Origin of the sequence: Streptosporangium sp. NPDC049248, from assembly GCF_040678965.1 — a bacterium.
In the GTDB taxonomy this organism is placed as follows: Bacteria; Actinomycetota; Actinomycetes; order Streptosporangiales; family Streptosporangiaceae; genus Streptosporangium; species Streptosporangium fukuiense.
On record NZ_JBFAQY010000028.1, the window covers coordinates 41,829 to 59,353 of the forward strand.

The following is a 17,525-nucleotide window of genomic DNA, read 5'->3' on the forward strand; positions in this document are numbered from 1 at the left end:
CGCGAGGTGGAGTGGACCCGCCCGAATCCTCTGCCCGATGGTGCCCGTTGTCGACAGTGCGGCACCTGGTGGCGGCTGGACCTGATCCCCGACGAGGTAGCGGCTCGTCTCAAGGGTGGCACTCCTGCGACTGAGGACAACCGGCCTGCCGTAGTCGATCGTAGGCACCCCTGATCTCGCGTGCTGCGGCGTCGGCTCCGAGACGGTCGGTGTGGAGGCGTAGGTGAAAGAACCCGGTGTCGGTGCTCGTCTCCAGGTCGGTGAGCGTCTCGTCCCATGCGGTCAGGCGCTTGCCGGTGTCGACGTCACCGCGGCTTCGGGATCGCTGTTCGGTGACCTCGCGCGGGACCCACAGCAGCACGCGCAGCCAGGAATCCGGGGCGCGGCCGATGAGACGGCGCAGGTCGTCAAGGTTGCCCATGTGCACAACGGGCACGTAGCCGGCGGCGTGGCGGTCTTCGATCGTCTGGCGGTCGATGGCGTAGACGTTGCCGTAGCGGCGGGTTTCGGCGACCAGTCGACCTAACTCCCGGAGCTTGTCCAGGTGCTCAAGACTGACGAACTCGTAGCCGTTGGCTCGGCCGGTGCCGACCTTGAGCTTGGGCAGCAACGTGAACCGCGAATCCAAGCGGGTGAGAGCGGCGGTAATGGTGTCCTTGCCGCTGGCGGGCGGCCCGTAGATGACGATTCCCTGCGGGCTCACGTCAGGATCCGCTTGAGCGCTTCGCGGGTCTGGTCGGCCAAGCTGATCGCGGCACCAAGCCGATTGTCGACAGTGACGTGGGCGGTGGGCGGGCTGGCCTCGACATTCAAACCTGCGGCGTACTCCTCCCAGTTGCTCAGCTTCCACGCATCGCGGGCGGCTCCGCGGAACTCGATGTACTCACGCATCGACTCGGGATCGCAGCGGACCCAGATCGCCGCCACATCGATCCCCTTGGCCGCGCACCGGTTCTCCAGGCGGGCAAACCACGCCTCATCCTTGAGTTCGGCGATGAACGGGGCCGCCAAGATGGCCGAGGTACCGACGTTGAGGTTGTCCCACGCGGTCTCCATCAGACACCGGTACTCCAGGGGGCGGACCTCCTTGAGGTACAGATCGGTGTGACGGTCGTTGGGGTCGCCTCCAAGGGAGACAAGTAGCCGCTCGACGATGGAGCGGGTCAGTGAGTCCTTGTCCAGGAACGCCCACCCGGTGATGTCGGACAGGAAGCGAGAGAACTCGGTCTTGCCCGATCCGGCATACCCGCCGACCAGGGTGAGGATGGGCTTGGGGTTGCCTCCGCCGTGGCGCCTACGCCAGGCGTCGACCACCCGGTTACGAAGCAGCGCTTGCGGAGAGTCGCCCGGCTCGATGCCGCCGACGGAGACCTTGGTGAACGTCTCCTCAATGACCTGGGCCGCGGCGTTGTCGACAGCGGGATCAGAGGGCGTAGGCAAATCGGAAATCACAATTTCCGCTTTCTGTGATTCACCGGGCAGAGGGGGGCGAAACCCTAGTTCGGGTTCGGTGGCCTCATAGAGCAGGCAGTAAGCGCGCCGGTAATGCGGGCCGGGGAACACGGTTCCTTGCTCATGTCCCCACAGCGTTTGGAAGTTGGCGGCCGGGACGCTCAGGCCGTGGCGGGTGGCTGCCTGGCGGAGTCGCTCGCCTGCGCCTTCCAGGGTGAGGCCGTGGGCTTCGCGGTGTTCGCGCAGGCGGGAGGGGGTCCAGCCGGGTCGCTGGGTCGTCTTCAGTTGCATACTTTCGCCTTCACGCTTCGGGGAGGTGACGCGGTGTGCGGTCGTGCATATGAAAACGCTTGTGTAAATGGGTGTTGAGGAGAACTGAAGAAGCTTAACTAGATCGGTGTGATACCGGAAACCCCCAGCTCACGGTGAACTTAAGCCATCCCGAAAGGCGAAACGCACCGCAGAGCAAGGGAGGAACCCGTGAACGTCGACCCACAGCGGATCAGCTGGGAATTGGCCGCGATTCGGGCAGAGCTGGACGAGTTGGCGTGCCGGATCGGCGAGATCACTTCTGCTTTGCGAAGACTGCCGCCTCTAGAGCGGCGAGTCGATCACCCAGCTCCTTGACGCTCTGGCGCGTCTGGGCAAGCTGGTCCAGGATCTCGGCGTTCACATCCGGCGCCTCGGGCCTGGGGGTTTCGGCGGGGGGTTGGCGGACGAACACGCCCTTGCCCTGCTGGCCGATCACCAGTCCCTCGGTACGCAGCACGCTGATCGCGGCCTTGACCACGCTGGCGGAGACGTCGAAGCGCTCGCCCAGCTGGGCGATGGAGGGCAGCGCCATACCGGGCGCGAGTGAGCCGGTACGGATCTGGCCGCGCAGCTCGTCAACGATCTGCAAGTAGGCCGGCTGGCCGGTCTTCTCCACCATTGCGCTCGTCTCGCTTCGTGTTGTCGCTTGTGACGCACTTGACGCGTCTCCGCTGACTTTTCGCGTCTCCAGTTCAGCACACCTACGCAAAGAAGCCAACCAAGCCGTCGAAGAACTCATTGACAACATAGAATTCCAAGTGTTCCATGTGTTCTAAGCATCCTGCCTAGCAAAGGAACGATCATGCGCGCCATCCCCATCCCCGTCGACGTCACCAAGCTCCAGATCACCTGCGTCAAGGCCGCCAAGCCCCGCCTCGTCAACAAGGACACTGGCGAGATCAAGCGCGACAAGGACGGCAACGTCATGTACGAACTCACCTTCCTGTTCGAGGACGACCTTGGCCGCATGGAGCTGGTCAAGGTCAGCACCACCCCCGAACCACAGATCACCGCCGGTGAGGAGGTCGTCCCCGTCGGCCTGGTCGGCTACGTCTGGGAGCAAGGCGGACGCTGGGGCATCTCCTACCGGGCCGCCTCCTTCGCCTCCGCCGGCGCCTCCCTCTCCACCGGAATGGGGGCGGACCTGTGATCACCCTCGACCACCCGTTACTCAAGGTCCTCGCCGTCGTGCTCGTGCTGCTCGCCTGGCGGCGCTGGGCTCCCCTCTCCTACTGGTACGTCCTGGTCTTCCCGCGCAAAGCCGTCTGGCTGCGCTGGTCCTGGCGTCACGTGGCCTCCGGCTGCGGGCTGACCAAGAAGCGGCACCGCTGGTGGTTCACCACCGTCCCCGGCCTGGTCGCCTCGACCGGCGTCGTGCAGGTCAAGCGGCGCTTCCAACGGGTCGCCGTCGACACCAAGCCCTGGATGGGCCTGCCCCGGCCCGTACGGCACGGCTTCCGCATCACCTTCCATCTCCTCGACGGCCAAGTGCCCGACGACTACGCCAAGGTCTGCGAACGGCTCGCGCACGCCTGGCGCATCGAGGCGGTTCGCGTGGTCAGCTCCCGACCTGGCCGCGTCACCCTCCAAGGGATCACCCAGGACCCGTTAACCCACGTCGCCCCCGCTTCCCCGCCAGCTGAGCCGCGTGACGGTTGGCGGGCCGAGGACCTGCTCCGGCCGGTCGTCGGGGTGCTGGAGACCGGCGCGGCCTGGCGAATGGACCTGCGGCTCATCCCGCATTGGATGAACGCGGGCGCCACCCAATCGGGCAAGTCCAACCTGATCAACGCGCTCATCGTCGGCCTGGCCCCGCAACCGGTCGCCCTGGTCGGCTTCGACCTCAAAGGCGGGGTCGAGCTGTCGGCCTACGCCGCTCGGCTGACCGCGCTGGCCACCACCCGTGCCGAGTGCCTCGACCTGCTCAGTGACCTGATCGCGGTGATGGGTGCTCGGATGCTGGCCTGTCGCCGCTATGGGGTGCGCGACATCTGGCAGCTCCCCGACGCCGGACGTCCGATCCCGGTCGTGGTCCTGGTCGACGAACTCGCCGAGCTGTACCTGACCGCTGACAAGGCCGAGAAGGATCAGGTCACCCGGACGGCTACCGCGCTGCTGCGCATCGCCCAGCTCGGCCGTGCGTTCGGTATCCACCTGATCCTGTCCGGGCAACGGATCGGCTCCGACCTCGGTCCCGGCGTGACCGCGTTGCGTGCCCAGATCGGCGGGAGGGTCTGTCACCGGGTCAACGATCCCGAGACCGCGGTGATGACGTTGGGCGACCTCGACCCCGACGCCCTGGTTGCCGCCCGGTCCATCGCGCCGGAACTGCCCGGCGTGGCTGTGATCACCGGTTCTGACGGCCGGTGGTACCGGGCGCGGTCCGGCTACGTCTCCACCGCCGCCGCCGAGCAAGCCGCGGGCACCTACGCCGAAATGGCCCCTTCGTGGAACCAGGTAGCCGCCTCCGGCCTCGGTCACGAACTGCCCGGCGTCGACACCCCCGAACTCATCGCCTGACCCCTTCGGAAGGAGAACCGCCGTGACCGCGACCGCGCCTCGTCTGGCCGTACGGCTGGCCGACTCCGCACCGGTGCTGATCCTCGCCGCGATCGCCGGGGCCGGCAGCTTCACCCACATCCGCGACACCGCCACCGAACACGGACAGGACGGCTGGATGGCCTGGGCCATAGCGGTCTGCGTCGACCTCACCTGTGTCATGGCCGCACGGGAACGACAGCGCGACAAGAAGAACGGACGGGAACGAAGCGGCTGGATCTCCTGGCCGACCCTCGTCCTCGTCGGCGGGATCGCCCTGTCCCTGGCCGCGAACCTCGCCCAAGCCCACCCTTCGGCCTGGGGGTGGATCACCGCCGCGACCCCGGCCGGTGCGTTCCTGATCGCGGTCTCCATGCTGGAGCGCCGCGCCTCCGAACCCCGTCCCGAACCGTCCCCAACTCCCGTTCTCGTTCCGGACGCCGCAGGGCAGACCGTTCCCGAACTCGCCACGCCCGTCCCGCTGCCCGGCCTCGTCGTACCCGGCCAGAACGAACCCCAAAACGGCACCGAGAACGCCCGGAACGACCTCGGACCAACCAACGAGCTCCTCGACTACGCGCGCCGCGTCGCCGACGAACACCACGCCCGGCACGGCAGACCCATCACCCGCGACGCCCTGCGCACCCGCCTCGGGGTGTCCAGTCAGCTCGCCTCCGACTTGCTGCGCACCCTGCGCGACAGCCCCACCTCCGCCTGAACACCAAGGAGAACCCCCATGCGCATCCGCATCGACGGCACCCACGCCGAAATCGCCTACGCCGTCAACAAGATCCGCACGATCCTCCCCATCGGCTCGATCTCGCAGATCCTGCCGCTTCACCAGCGGCCACACACCTGGCGTGTGTTCCTCAATACCGCCCCCAAGCGCCCCGAAAGGAGGTGGATCACATGACCGGCAACCCAGACGCCCCGCTCGTCGACATCGCGCCCAAGCACTGGCTGTGCTGCCACTGCGGCGGGACCGGCGTCGACAGCTACGGCCCAACCTGCGAGCACTGCGAGGGCCTCGGCTTCAGCTGAGAGTCCTCGGCGCCCCCGGCGTGACCACACATCCGCCAAGACGTCCGCCACGTCGGGGGCCATCCCGCACCGAACCCCGAAAAGCCCGGAAGGGACACCTCCATCATGCCAAGCCCCCACGCGGTAGCCGGGATGATCACCCGGCTCCACGACCCCCAATACGCCCGGTGGGCCTCCCAGATCCGCCGGATCGGCGGCTGCCGACAGCCCATCCATCTACGCGGCCACGTCCACCACCTCGACCCCGCCACCGGCCAGCGCCTGCACAGCTACAGCACCGCGACCGAACCGGACGGCATCCTTCGCGTCCCCTGCAAGACCCGGCGCGCCTCGCGCTGTCCGGCCTGCGCCGAGACCTACCGGGCCGACACCTACCACCTCATCCGCGCGGGCCTCGTCGGCGGCAAGGGCGTCCCGGCCTCGGTCACCGCGCACCCCTGCCTGTTCGTCACCCTCACCGCCCCCTCCTTCGGCACCGTCCACACCCGGCGAGAGAAGAACGGCACCGTCCTGCCCTGCCACGCCCGGCGGGATGCGGCCACCTGCCCGCACGGGCGCGTCATGTCCTGCACCGCTCGACACGGGACCGACGAACAATGCCTCGGTGAACCGCTCTGCCCGGACTGCTACGACTACGCGGGAAGCGTGCTGTTCAACGCCATGTCCCCGGAGTTGTGGCGGCGCTTCACCGAAGCCCTTCGCCGACGCCTCGCCAAGAACGCCAGACTGACCCAGCGGGAGCTACGGGAACAGGCCGTGCTCTCCTTCGCCAAAGTCGCCGAGTATCAGCGGCGCGGCGTCGTCCACTTTCACGCGGTCATCCGCATCGACGGCCCCGAAGGGCCGGCTACCCCTCCACCGGCCTGGGCAACCGCCGACCTGATGACCGACGCCGTACAACACGCCGCCTCCGCCGTCGCGGTCACCGTCCCTGCGGTACCTGGCGAACCCGCGCGGGCCTTCCAGTGGGGCGCCCAACTCGACGTTCGCAAGATCACGATGACCGGTGACCTCACCGAACAGGCCGTAGCCGCCTACATCGCCAAGTACGCCACCAAAGCCGCCGAATGCGTCGGCACCCTCGACCGGCGCATCAACCCCCTCGACGACCTGACCGCCCTGCCGATCCGCGACCACGCCCGGCGGCTCATCTCCGAGTGCCTGCGCCTGGGCGCCCTCGACGAGCTGACCGAGTTCCGGCTCATCAAATGGGCGAACATGCTGGGCTTCCGGGGCCACTTCTCCACCAAGAGCCGCCGCTACTCCACCACCCTCGGCGACATCCGCCAGGAACGCACCGACTACATGCGCGGTGAGGCGATCAGCACCGGACGGCTTCCGCTCTTCGATGAGGACACCGTCCTAGGGATCGCCGAGTGGGAGTACGCCGGACAAGGTCTGTCGATCGGAGACGCTCTCCTCGCTGCTGCATTGACGGGGAGACCCTTGCCCCTGCCTCCGGTGCTCGGGGAGGTGCGCGATGCCTCGGCCTGATGACCGACTCCTTACCGTGCCCGAAGTGCTCACCGTGCTGAACGGAATCTCCCGCCGCACCTTCTACCGGTGGCGGGAACTCGGCAAGGCACCGGTCTGCATCCAGTACCCCAATGACGAGCTGCGTGTCCGGCGCAGTGACCTCGAAGCGTGGCTCGACTCGCTGCGGGAGGCGTCGTGACCGTCACCTACGAAGTGCGCATCTGGGAAGTCCGCCGGAACCAGTCCAGCAAGGCGCCGTCCTTTGAAGCGCGCTGGAAGGCGGGCACCAAGTCACGATCCAAGACGTTCAGGACCAAGGCGCTGGCCGAGAACTTCCTGTCCGACCTTCGTCAGGCGGCGAAGAAGGGGGAGGCGTTCGACGTCGCCACCGGATTGCCGCTCTCGATGCTGGCAGCCTCTGAGCCTTCGGGACCGTCTTTCATGCAGTTCGCGCAGTCGTACGTGGTCAGCCGGTGGCACAGGACGGCTCCTCGAACTCGGGAAACTGAGGCGTACGCGCTGCTGTCGCTAATCCCGGCGCTGGTAGCCGATGTTCCGGACCGACCGGAGGACGACGAGTTGCGGCAGGTGCTACGTAACCACGTGCTGCTTCCGGAAGACCGGCGGGAGACGCTGACCCGTGTGCAGACCGTGGCGCTGCGCTGGCTGGAGAAGGCATCCCTTCCGCTGACGGATCTCCAGGAGGCGCGCGTTGTCCGTATCGCGCTCGACATCATCTCGGTCACCTTCGATGGCAGGGAGGCCGCAGCCAACACGGTACGGCGGAAGCGGGCGATCTTTCATCATCTCTTGGAGTTGGCGGTAGAGCAGAAGGTGTTCACGACCAACCCACTGCATGAGATCAAGTGGAGGCCGCCCAAGGCCGTCAACGTCGTCGACCCCCGCACGGTGATCAATCCGGCTCAGGCGAAGCAGCTCCTGGCCGCTGTGCCCAAGGTCGGCCGCACTCGGGGAGTTCGGCTCAGAGCCCTGTTCGCTTGCATCTACTACGCGGGTCTGCGGCCGGAGGAGGCGGCGGACCTTCGTCTGAAGAACTGCACCCTGCCCGAAGTGGGATGGGGCCAGATCCTCCTGGAGAGGGCGAGACCGCAGGCGAACAAGCGATGGACTAACTCAGGGGAGACCCACGAGTCGCGCAGCCTCAAGCACCGGGCGAAGAAGGAAACCAGGGAGATTCCCATCCCGCCTGTCCTGGTCGCCATCATCCGTGAGCACATCGACGCCTATGGCACCGAGGACGACGGCCGGCTCTTCCGGACGACCAAGGGAGGTTCCTACTCCAGCTCGGCATGCTCCTACGTCTGGCAGGAAGCGCGAGCGCTTGTCTTCACCGGTGAGCAGGTGAGGTCACCGCTCGCCGCCCGACCCTACGACTTGCGACACGCTGCCCTGTCCCTCTGGCTCAATGCGGGCGTACCGGCTACTGAGGTAGCCAAACGAGCCGGACACAGCGTGGAGGTCCTCCACCGGGTGTACGCCAAATGCATGGAGGGCCAGCAGGAACGGATGAACGGGAAGATCGGCAACGCTCTCGGCGAATGATTCCCATTGATGCTCGCCTCCAGGCCTCGGCACAAGCCGGGGCCTCAACCTATGTGCGGCTTGTCCGATCCTTCGAGAAAGTGGCCGATCCGCAGCCGCATTGAGCGGTCCATCGACAGTGAGCAAACCGCGTCCCGCGGCACCCAACGCACTTCCCGGGACTCGTCGCTCGGCGTCGGCTCCCCGTCGACGGCTCGGCCGGTGAGCACGATGGAGAACTCCTGCCGGGCCTCGCCGTCGCTGGTGTAGAGAATCACGTGCTTGGGATCCGTGTACGTTCCGACAAGACCGGTAATCTCGCACCTGACGCCGGTCTCCTCCAACGTCTCGCGGATCGCGGCCTCGGGCAGGGACTCGCCCAGGTCGATCGCGCCGCCGGGCGCGGCCCAGTTGCCGTTGTCGCTGCGACGGATCATCAGGATCTCGCCCGCCTCGTTGGTGACCACGACGTTCACTGACGGAACCAGGCTGTTGGGCTTGGGCGCGGCGGGGTCGTCGTAGAAGTCGATCCGGCGGCCCATGCTCAGGACTCTACCGACGTAACTTCCGTTCCAGAGGCTTTTGAAGCTTCATCCTGTTCAGGGGGCATCTGATCGCTGTTGAACTGCGGTGTGCTGACCAACCTCGCGGTGGGGAGCCTCGATCACCTGGCTCGCGTGATCAAGCGTGGTCTGGAGAGGATTCAGTATCGCCCGTATCTGATCGATGGCTGTCTGGCCGAGACCGGCCTGGCCCGCAAACCACCGTAACTTCACGAATTAAAGTTCGGCAAGTTCCGGGGTTTCTGTGCATCCGTTAAAGCTAAATATAGTATCTAACCGTCCTATATGATGCTGTTCTTTCGAAAGGTCTCAGCAGCAGGGAGGTCGTAGCCCTAGTCTGAGCTAGATCATCCCATCGGGGGACAGTGCCAACTCGTTCCTATCGGAGGAACAGCATGGCTCTAAGCCGACTCGCGCGTGAGTTTGCCACCGAGATCAAGCAGCAGGATTGGTCCGACTCCCCTTACCGCCGAGATCGCGCTGGACATGATCGGTCAACAGACTCTAACTATGGCGAAGAGACCCTTTCGCAGCGGGAGACCGACAGTATCCGCACGAACGTGATGTGGGTGACCGCCCAGGTTCTGGGGCATGCCGACCCCAACTTCGACGTGTACGAGTACGCCGAAGCCTGCGGTGTCGATACACAGAACAGCAGAGGCGGTAAGGACGGGGGCATCGAATCCGGCCTACGCAAGCACAACAGCCTCTACCTGTGCCCTGGAACATGGGAAGACAGCGAGGAGCAGCTCTGCTAGACACGATGGTAGACATGGCTCGAACGACTTCCGCCGAGTATCAATACTTATCGGGAGCCGTTCGATGTGCGATAAGAACATCGCCTGTTTTGAATTAAAAATTTCCAGCCCTCTCCAGAAAAGGTGATTACCGTGGCTAACGATGAAGGGTCTCGACAGAATCTGTATGAGAAGATTGTTTCCGAAACGCTAGATCGCCTCGACCGTGCCATCGAGCAATCAACTGAACTTCTTTCAGAAGCTGATCACCAGGCATTGGCGGTTTATCTCAATCACTTGCATCTAAATTATCAAAATGATTTACAGCAGGCAGCGACGGCCGCTAAGCGAATAGGCTCGCTCATCGGAGCTCTAACTAAAGATGGCGTCAGGGGGCTGAGTGGTGTCAGAAAAGCGGCACGTGCAATAGAGGGGGTATTGCTGTCGAAGATAGCGCCCCAAAGGGCCGAGCTCGATCAAATCGATAACGTAATATCGGCGCGGTCCTATGCCGTTCTGGCGCCGGAAGTGGCTTTCGATTCTGAACCGCTTGATTCGCCGCTTCGACGAAGCGCTGGTGCGACCCCTTCGGAGCAAGCGTCAATTATCCAAAGGATAGTTAGGGAAACGGCGGATAGATACCAGGTTGACCACGAAGCTGCCGCACGGATAGCCGAAATTGTAACGAGCTACATTCTTTCGGAGCGTCCCGGCGTCTTCGATCTTTCTCCATTTGGGTCGGAGGGGGAAGCGACTGGATACCGCCGTCTGCCTTCTACAAATCGCCTCAATAGACGACGTTCCAAGATGAGCGAAGAGGATCGAAGTGAATTTATAAAGAAATACCACTCCCTGGGTGGGGCGATCCGGTCGAACTCAAATGATAGCGCTAAAGAAGTAGTCCAGGCAGATCCGCCCGGCTTTACAATCGAGCAGTCTTTCGCTCGTTCGATATCTGTAAGGCTGGCAAACCCGCTATGGCGTACCGAAGACTCCTCTATCGCTATCTATGCGGACACCGAAGAAAATGGGCAGGAAATCCAGGCTGCACTTGAGGGAGTACTTGAGTCCTACGGCGAAGAGGTTATACGCCGCGAAGAACCAATTACTGGCTCATGGTTCCGTCGCATGATTTCGCGAGGAAAAGATTTGGCGACCTCTCCTGCAGGGAAAGAAGTTGCCGCCGAAATACGCCGAGCGGTCGAGCTACATGGTGTACGTAAAATTGAAGCTGAGGTGAACAGCATCCAAAGTGCAGCGATCTCACAGCTCATCACATCCCTTGAAAAAACTTCCAAAGCAGTGGTCCTTCTCGATGCCACCTTGCTGCTCAAAGATGGCGATCTACTCACTGCCCATACTCTAACCGTTGGCCAACTCTCGCATCTTCAGCGAAACCCCGAACTGCTCCGAGATCCAGTGATGATTCTCCAGGAGATGAAGGCGGTGGAACATCGCCATGCAGATAAAGAGCTTCTAGCGCAGCCTGCCGCATTCATGCTAACCGACGGAAACAGTACGGATGACGCCTCATACGACCGTTAGCTGAATTCGTTCTGGGGCTAGTGAGCAATCTCACGTGTAAGGGGTTTCGCTATGAAGCTAATTCGAAGCCCACGACCCTACGTGCCGAGGTCGGCCTGTCTCTCCAGGGCTTCGCTGCTCATGACAGAGCCTCTCCATGTTCCACCGGGTGCCTGGTCGCTCTCCCGGAGATCATTCACCAGCGGCGCGCAGGATGTCCATGGCGTGGATCACGTCAGTGACCACGTGATCTGGGGAGTGCTCATGGCTGGCCCAGGTTCTGCGGTCGATCCAGATCGTGCGCAGACCGGCTGAGTGTCCTCCGCCGATGTCCGAGGCTGGATGGTCTCCGACCATCCAGCCGCCATCAGTGAGACTTACGCCGCATCGTCTGGCGGCGATCTCGAACAGGGCGACGTTGGGCTTACGGATGCCCTCGATGCCCGAGAGCGCGTAGCCGTCGACAGTGTCAGCCAGGCCCGTTCGCTGGAGCTTGCCGAGCTGGTTGTCCGCTGTCCCGTTGGTGACGATCCCCACCCGCCATCCGGATGCGCGTAGATCTGCCAGCGCGTCTATGACCTCGGGACGGCACTCGACGAGATGGGGCATCCGCTGGCGGTAGGCGGCCCACAGCTCCGTTGCCGGAGCGGACAGCTTGAACCGCTCGCGGACCTTGGTGAAGAACAGCTCGCGGTGGGGCAAGCCGTTGCGGTCCAGCTTGACCAGGTGGTCGACGGCCTTCCGGCTGAGTCGATGCCCTTCGGCGAACTCGTGCGCCCACAGCAGGAAGGCGGCGTCCAGGTCGATGAGTGTGTTGTCGAGGTCGAAGAGCGCCAATCGCTGCACGATGCCCGATTCTAGGCGGGGTCGGCTTCGCCCCGTAGGCCCGTGCTCCGGCTGCCGGCCGGTGCTGTGGGATCGGTGACCACGGCCCACTCAGAGGAGAGGCGACCTGCGGAAACGCTAACCCCTGGTGTGCCCGGTCGGGACTCATCGCGGCAGCACCGAGCGCCTCACCCCGAAGCTTTCCCGTATTCCGGACGCTTGACTTGAGGTCACCTCTGATCGAACGCGAGCCCTAATAGCTAGGCGCGTGCTGGAGGCAGGCCGTAGCGGCTGACGGCCAGGTACGTCTCCGGCGTCGCCGCTTCGAGGAGCCCCTCGTCGCCTTCCAGGTCGAGTTCTGGCTCCTGGGGACGGCGCAGCAGATCACTCCAGTCGCTTGTCGCTCCCCGCTCGAAGGCATCGCGGAGCCGAGGGCGCAGCTGGGGGCGGGCTTCCTCCTGCTGCTCGCGGAAGATCCGCCGCTGGATGAGTTGCTGTTCTTCCTGAGCGTCATCGCTGAGTTCCTGGACATCGGCCGGCTGATCCTCGGCGCGCAACCCCGGGGTGCGCTGGGCGATGGCCAGGTCTTCCTCGTGGAGACGCTCGCAGGCGGCGAACAGCTTCCGGGACATGCCGAGGTGAACCTCGGTTCCGGGGATGCGGCAGGTGAGGAAGTCATCGAGACCCATGGAACGGATCCTGGCGCGCAGGATGTGCCGCTCGGTGTGGCGCACTGCTCCGCGGGCTTCGGCCCGCATGACGCGGGTGAGGTCGTCGCCTTCCAGAGGCGTGGTCAGCCCGGAGCGCCGATGACGGGAGGCGCGGTCGGCGAGAACGGGCACGGTGCGCAGTTGCGATGCGGGAGCGGAGCGCAACGCCAGGTAGGCGAGCATTTGGGCGCGGGCCGCGCCGATGAGCGCGTCGTCGCTGTCACCGAGACGGTCTTCGAGATTGCCTGGGCCGACCCCTGACTCATCGTCGATATCGAGTCCGGCTGGGGTGAGCGGCGGCTGTCCGGAGTGCAAGTCGTGGTCAATGGTGAGGAAGAGGTCGTCTCCTGGTCGCACACAAGCTCCGACCAGGACGGTGCGGTGGGCGTACGAGCCGAGGATCTTGCTACCGGCGGCCAGTTGCGCCCACCCCTTGCGGAGCGTGCTGAGGCCCACGTCGCCGCCCTTGGCCTCGATCAGCCAGTACGAATCCTCTGCCTGGTGCTGCCCCCATAGGTCGGGCAGCTTCTCCTTCGGATCCTTGAACGTGTTGATCAGGGCGGGGATCGGGCCACCAAGTTCGAGGTGCTCGGTCTGACCGAGGCCCAGCAGTGAGCGGCAGGCCCACTCGGTCATCGTCATACCCAGCCGGTAGGCGGCTGCGTTTTTCGCGCTGCGCTCGGTACCGTACGCGTACACCGGGTTCAGGGTCAGGCGCCGACCCTTGGTGCCTCGTACGGGGAACTGAGGCATGACGGGGTGCATGCCGAGATAGGCATACAGCGGGGCAACCCGGGCGACGAGTTCCCCATGCGCATACCGCGGCTGATTCTGCAAGTGCGGGGTGACGTCGCGGCCGACCTCAACGGCGGCCTTGATGATCTCCCGCCAGGTGGTGGTCGAGACATACCAGCCGCCGGTCGCCGGGAACCCGCCCGACCCCACCCACGGCTTGTGCCTGGCCGTCCGCCACTGCCTCCTGGGCTTCTTCGCAGGCCCGTTACGGAAAAGGACCGGCACGTCGAAGCTGTCGGCGTAGGTGAGCGGTGGCTCGTCGGGGACGTGTGCGGGGATCATGTGGATCACTCTGGCACGGTTGGACCGCTTCCGGCGCCGGGTATGAGGTTGCCGGCCGGTTCCCAGTGGCAGCCATTCGATTGGCCTCGGGAGCGGGTGCGGTGTTCAAGAACTCGAGTACTTCAAGCGCAGAGCCCTTCGTCCGGTGAAAGGAAGGTCTCTGGGGCACCGAATGGCTGGTCCGGGTCACCTGAGATCATGTTTCATGATCTTGTCGATATGTACGCCGTCACCTGGCGTCTGTTGTCTGAGAGCGCGTAGCCGTCGACGACATCGACCAAGCCTGTCCGCTGGAGCTTGCCGAGCTGGTTGTCCGCCGTGCCGTTGGTGACGATCCCCACCCGCCATCCAGACGCGCGTAGACCTGCCAGCGCGTCTATGACCTCGGGACGGCACTGGACGAGATGGGGCATCCGCTGGCGGTAGGCGGCCCACAGCTCCGTTGCCGGAGCGGACAGCTTGAACCGCTCGCGGACCTTGGTGAAGAACAGCTCGCGGTGGGGCAAGCCGTTGCGGTCCAGCTTGACCAGGTGGTCGACGGCCTTCCGGCTGAGTCGATGCCCTTCGGCGAACTCGTGCGCCCACAGCAGGAAGGCGGCGTCCAGGTCGATGAGTGTGTTGTCGAGGTCGAAGAGCGCCAATCGCTGCACGATGCCCGATTCTAGGCGGGGTCGGCTTCGCCCCGTAGGCCCGTGCTCCGGCTGCCGGCCGGTGCTGTGGGATCGGTGACCACGGCCCACTCAGGGGCGAGACGACCTGCGGAAACGCTCCGAGATCCATCCCACACATATCCCACAGCCGCTGACATACGGCTGCCCACAGTGGCACACGGCTGCGTAGGGCCGGATGGAGAGAAGGCGCGAACGCCCAGGTCAAAGGCATTTTCACTGGCAAGAAGAGTGCCCCCGGCATGATTCGAACATGCGACACCCGCTTTAGGAGAGCGGTGCTCTATCCCCTGAGCTACGGAGGCAGGGGCTCCTAGTAAGAGTAGCGAAAGTGGCGAGTGGTTGCGCGCTTGGAGGGGGAGTTCGGGGCGGACAGCGGGTTATCGGTTCGCTGAGCTGGAGTAAAAGGGCGGCAAGTGGGCGGGTGTGCGAGGTTGGGCGGGGTTAGCGTCACGCTCCGTGATTGACAGGAGACGGAAGCGTATCCGTGGGCGCCGGGCGCTGCGGCCGGCGGTGCTGTGTGGCGCGATGCTGGCGCCCGCGCTTCTGGCCGGGGGGTTGCTGGTGGCCGAACTCACCGGCTACGAGGCGGCCATCCGGATGGCCGACGCCGGTACGGGGCCCGGGGCGGACGGGGAAGCGGGAGGCGGGGAGGGGCGCGGGGGGCGGCAGGGACCCCGGGAGGGTGCCTGGAACGGCGCGATGTCCCGGGTGGGAGACGGTGGTGCTGGGGCGTCTCGGGTGGGAGCGGGAAGCGGTACGGAGCCTCGGATGAGGACTGGGGATGATTCGGGGCTCCAGACAGGGGAGGACGCGGGGTCACTGAACGGGGAAATCTCTGAGGCGGATGCGGGACTACTGGACGGGGGAGTCTCTGAGGCGGATGCGGGGCTGCTGGCTGGGGGAGCGGCGGGAGAGGATGCGGGGCTGTTAGGCGTGGGAGCGGTGGGAGAAGGTGCGGGGCCGCTGGGCGGGGAAGTGGCGGGAGAGGGTGCGGGGTCGCTGGGTGGGGGAGCGGAGCTACCGGATAGCGAAGTGCGGGGAGCGGGGCTACCGGACAGGGAAGTGCGGGGAGCGGGGCTGCTGGATGCGGGAGCGGCGAGGGAAGGCGCTGAGCTCCTGGATCGAGGGGGGCGGGGTGCGGGGGCGGGAGTGCTGGATGAAGGAGTGGTGAGGGGGAGGGCGGGGCTGCGGGATGGGGGGGCGACGGGGGATGCGGTGGCCGTGGTGCCGGTCGCGGTCGGGGCTGTGCGGAGCGGGCTGTTCGGGCCGAGGCTGGTGCCCCCACCTCTGCGGCCGGAGCGGGTGTACGGGGGGTGGATGCTGGTCGCCGCGGAATCGGGAGCCGGACGCTCGGTGGGTGAGCCGGGCCGGCTCGGCGGGACGGGCGAACCGGGAGGGGTAAGCCAACCCGGCCAGTCGAACCAACCCGGTCAGTTGAACCAACCCGGTCAGTCGAACCGACTGGGTCAACCAAACCAACTGGGTCAATCGGGACGGCCGGGCCTGCCAGGTGGAGTGGGCCAACTGGGCCGCACGGGTGGGCCGGACCGTTCGGGTGGATCAAGCCGACACAGCATGGACGAGCCGGACGTGGTCGTACCTCTGAGGGTCCCCAGGGGGCCGCGGAGGGCCGCGTCGCGGCCGCCTGTGGAGCCTGAGCCCCAAAAGGAGCGAGAGCCCTGGGACGGCTGTCCGACGGAGTGGCGAAGGACGTGGCTCTGGGAGGTCTGCAAGGAGCACGCGCGGCAAGAAGTCTGACTTGTCCGGTCGCAAAAAGGGGTGTTCGGCGCATAACGGCTGTGGAGGTCTGGCCCGGGTAGTTGGCCAGCTGTAGTAGCGTGCGTGCCTGACCCAGGTCACGAGTTCGCAAACGGAGGGGTCGAACGTGCCACCTCGTCGATCAGCGGGTCTGATCGCCGTCGTCGCGACGATGCTTTCCCTCCTGCCGGGGGCCGCTGTCGCGCAGCGGGCGCCGGCGGAGGTTCAGGCCGTTGTCGTCGCCGATCCGGTGAATCTCACAGAACTGCGTCGCGAGGCGGAGAAGGCGACAAAGGACCTTGAGGCCGCGACCAAGGCGCTGGAGCAGCGACGGACCCAGATCCGTGACTCGGAGAAGCAGCTCACCGCCAAGCTGAGGGAGCTGCAGGTCGCCGAGAGGGCCTTCGACCAGGTACGGCAGCCGCTCTCGGACCTGGTCGGGTTCCTCTACCAGCAGCCTCTCGGTGGGGACGTGTCCGGTTTCCTGTCCGGCGAGTCCAGCGCGGACACCCTGCGTGCCATGGCCGGTGTCACCCACCTCGTCGCCGAGCGGGACCTGATCCTCAAGGACAGCAGCCGCCTGCAACTGGAGCGGGAGCGGCTGGCGGGCGAGGCCCAGGAGCTCCGGGCGACCAACCTCCTCGCGGAGGCGCAGATGGGCGCCGAGATCGAGACGCTCAGGGCGCGCTCGCAGAAGATCGTGCAGTCCCTGACCAAGGCGCTGGTGAAGCTGGGCGTCAAGATCAACAAGAACGGGCGGCCGGCGGCCGGGTGCGACCCGACCAGGGCGACCTCGATGGGCGACTTTCCCAACGGGCTCATCCCGCAGGCGTACCTCTGCCCGCTCCAGCAGCCGGGCAACCAGCTGCGCGGTGACGCCGCGCTCGCGTTCATCAGCCTCAACGAGGCGTACAAGCGGCGGTTCGGCAAGCCCATGTGCGTGACCGACAGCTACCGGAGCCTGGCCGAGCAGCAGTCGGTCTACTACCGCCGCCCCGGCTTCGCCGCGGTTCCCGGGCGGAGCAACCACGGCCTGGGGCTCGCGGTCGACCTGTGCGGGGGCGTCGAGCGCTTCCGCTCGGCCGAGTTCAACTGGGTGGAGGCCAACGGCAAGAGGTTCGGCTGGATCCACCCCCAGTGGGCCTACGTCAGCCCCTTCGAACCCTGGCACTGGGAGTACGACCCCAAGCTCGGTTCCCTGCTGTAGGGGCTCCTGGCAGAACGGTCCACGGAAGTCGATCCCCCGACCGAACGTGAGGGCGGCGTGGCGGGTAATTCCCGTGCGCGACCTCTCGCCGG

The 17,525-nt window shown here is 65.5% G+C and carries 20 protein-coding genes and 1 tRNA gene; 13 read left to right on the forward strand and 8 right to left on the reverse strand.

Features of this window, described 5'->3' with window-relative positions; translation table 11 throughout:
• Positions 1-109: 109 nt before the first annotated feature.
• The 3 genes from AB0K21_RS35310 to AB0K21_RS35320 form a co-directional block, all read right to left on the reverse strand.
• On the reverse strand, positions 110-703 hold the full coding sequence (locus AB0K21_RS35310; RefSeq protein ID WP_364156051.1) for a guanylate kinase: 594 nt from the start codon (positions 701-703) through the stop codon (positions 110-112).
• Positions 700-1,743 (reverse strand): AAA family ATPase, encoded by a 1,044-nt coding sequence (locus AB0K21_RS35315; RefSeq protein ID WP_364156054.1) that lies wholly within the window; start codon positions 1,741-1,743, stop codon positions 700-702. Before AB0K21_RS35315 ends, AB0K21_RS35310 begins: the two co-directional genes overlap by 4 nt.
• Before the next feature lie 274 nt (positions 1,744-2,017).
• Positions 2,018-2,383: a winged helix-turn-helix domain-containing protein gene (locus AB0K21_RS35320; protein WP_364156057.1), complete on the reverse strand. Its 366-nt coding sequence runs from the start codon at positions 2,381-2,383 to the stop codon at positions 2,018-2,020.
• A 183-nt stretch (positions 2,384-2,566) separates the two neighbouring features.
• Between AB0K21_RS35320 and AB0K21_RS35325 the strand changes: the two genes are divergently transcribed.
• The 8 genes from AB0K21_RS35325 to AB0K21_RS35360 all read left to right on the forward strand — a co-directional run bounded on the left by AB0K21_RS35325 (position 2,567) and on the right by AB0K21_RS35360 (position 8,382).
• Complete coding sequence (locus AB0K21_RS35325) at positions 2,567-2,914, forward strand: hypothetical protein (protein WP_364156060.1); 348 nt, start codon at positions 2,567-2,569, stop codon at positions 2,912-2,914.
• Entirely contained in the window at positions 2,911-4,284 is a 1,374-nt protein-coding gene (locus AB0K21_RS35330; RefSeq protein ID WP_364156063.1) for an FtsK/SpoIIIE domain-containing protein, read from the forward strand. Before AB0K21_RS35325 ends, AB0K21_RS35330 begins: the two co-directional genes overlap by 4 nt.
• Positions 4,285-4,306: 22 nt before the next feature.
• The gene (locus AB0K21_RS35335) at positions 4,307-5,020 is read left to right on the forward strand and encodes a DUF2637 domain-containing protein (RefSeq protein WP_364156066.1); all 714 of its coding nucleotides are present in this window, start codon (positions 4,307-4,309) and stop codon (positions 5,018-5,020) included.
• A gap of 18 nt (positions 5,021-5,038) precedes the next feature.
• Positions 5,039-5,215, forward strand: coding sequence for a hypothetical protein (locus AB0K21_RS35340; RefSeq protein WP_364156069.1), 177 nt, complete (start codon positions 5,039-5,041; stop codon positions 5,213-5,215).
• Entirely contained in the window at positions 5,212-5,343 is a 132-nt protein-coding gene (locus tag AB0K21_RS35345; RefSeq protein WP_364156072.1) for a hypothetical protein, read from the forward strand. The genes AB0K21_RS35340 and AB0K21_RS35345 overlap by 4 nt, the downstream gene beginning before the upstream one ends.
• Positions 5,344-5,448: 105 nt before the next feature.
• The gene (locus AB0K21_RS35350) at positions 5,449-6,837 is read left to right on the forward strand and encodes a replication initiator (protein ID WP_364156075.1); all 1,389 of its coding nucleotides are present in this window, start codon (positions 5,449-5,451) and stop codon (positions 6,835-6,837) included.
• Positions 6,824-7,018: a helix-turn-helix domain-containing protein gene (locus tag AB0K21_RS35355; protein WP_326645039.1), complete on the forward strand. Its 195-nt coding sequence runs from the start codon at positions 6,824-6,826 to the stop codon at positions 7,016-7,018. Before AB0K21_RS35350 ends, AB0K21_RS35355 begins: the two co-directional genes overlap by 14 nt.
• Positions 7,015-8,382: a tyrosine-type recombinase/integrase gene (locus AB0K21_RS35360; RefSeq protein WP_364156078.1), complete on the forward strand. Its 1,368-nt coding sequence runs from the start codon at positions 7,015-7,017 to the stop codon at positions 8,380-8,382. The genes AB0K21_RS35355 and AB0K21_RS35360 overlap by 4 nt, the downstream gene beginning before the upstream one ends.
• 44 nt (positions 8,383-8,426) lie before the next feature.
• Here the strand turns inward: AB0K21_RS35360 and AB0K21_RS35365 are convergent, their stop codons facing one another.
• On the reverse strand, positions 8,427-8,903 hold the full coding sequence (locus tag AB0K21_RS35365) for an NUDIX domain-containing protein (RefSeq protein WP_364156081.1): 477 nt from the start codon (positions 8,901-8,903) through the stop codon (positions 8,427-8,429).
• A gap of 90 nt (positions 8,904-8,993) precedes the next feature.
• On the opposite strand from AB0K21_RS35365, the gene AB0K21_RS35370 reads away from it, so the two are divergent.
• The 3 genes from AB0K21_RS35370 to AB0K21_RS35380 all read left to right on the forward strand — a co-directional run bounded on the left by AB0K21_RS35370 (position 8,994) and on the right by AB0K21_RS35380 (position 11,206).
• Positions 8,994-9,131, forward strand: coding sequence for a hypothetical protein (locus AB0K21_RS35370; protein WP_364156084.1), 138 nt, complete (start codon positions 8,994-8,996; stop codon positions 9,129-9,131).
• A 188-nt stretch (positions 9,132-9,319) separates the two neighbouring features.
• Positions 9,320-9,682 carry a hypothetical protein gene (locus tag AB0K21_RS35375; RefSeq protein ID WP_364156087.1) on the forward strand — a complete coding sequence of 121 codons (363 nt, stop codon included), beginning with the start codon at positions 9,320-9,322 and terminating at the stop codon, positions 9,680-9,682.
• Between the two features lie 132 nt (positions 9,683-9,814).
• Complete coding sequence (locus AB0K21_RS35380; protein ID WP_364156090.1) at positions 9,815-11,206, forward strand: hypothetical protein; 1,392 nt, start codon at positions 9,815-9,817, stop codon at positions 11,204-11,206.
• Between the two features lie 171 nt (positions 11,207-11,377).
• Here the strand turns inward: AB0K21_RS35380 and AB0K21_RS35385 are convergent, their stop codons facing one another.
• The 4 genes from AB0K21_RS35385 to AB0K21_RS35400 all read right to left on the reverse strand — a co-directional run bounded on the left by AB0K21_RS35385 (position 11,378) and on the right by AB0K21_RS35400 (position 14,770).
• Complete coding sequence (locus AB0K21_RS35385; protein ID WP_364156093.1) at positions 11,378-12,031, reverse strand: HAD family hydrolase; 654 nt, start codon at positions 12,029-12,031, stop codon at positions 11,378-11,380.
• A gap of 239 nt (positions 12,032-12,270) precedes the next feature.
• Positions 12,271-13,797 carry a hypothetical protein gene (locus AB0K21_RS35390; protein WP_364156096.1) on the reverse strand — a complete coding sequence of 509 codons (1,527 nt, stop codon included), beginning with the start codon at positions 13,795-13,797 and terminating at the stop codon, positions 12,271-12,273.
• Positions 13,798-14,000: 203 nt separating this feature from the next.
• Complete coding sequence (locus AB0K21_RS35395) at positions 14,001-14,447, reverse strand: HAD family hydrolase (protein WP_364156099.1); 447 nt, start codon at positions 14,445-14,447, stop codon at positions 14,001-14,003.
• A gap of 250 nt (positions 14,448-14,697) precedes the next feature.
• A tRNA-Arg gene (locus AB0K21_RS35400) sits at positions 14,698-14,770 on the reverse strand.
• Between the two features lie 650 nt (positions 14,771-15,420).
• Between AB0K21_RS35400 and AB0K21_RS35405 the strand changes: the two genes are divergently transcribed.
• Complete coding sequence (locus AB0K21_RS35405) at positions 15,421-15,639, forward strand: hypothetical protein (protein ID WP_364156102.1); 219 nt, start codon at positions 15,421-15,423, stop codon at positions 15,637-15,639.
• A 759-nt stretch (positions 15,640-16,398) separates the two neighbouring features.
• Positions 16,399-17,433 carry a D-alanyl-D-alanine carboxypeptidase family protein gene (locus AB0K21_RS35410; RefSeq protein WP_364156105.1) on the forward strand — a complete coding sequence of 345 codons (1,035 nt, stop codon included), beginning with the start codon at positions 16,399-16,401 and terminating at the stop codon, positions 17,431-17,433.
• Positions 17,434-17,525: the final 92 nt, after the last annotated feature.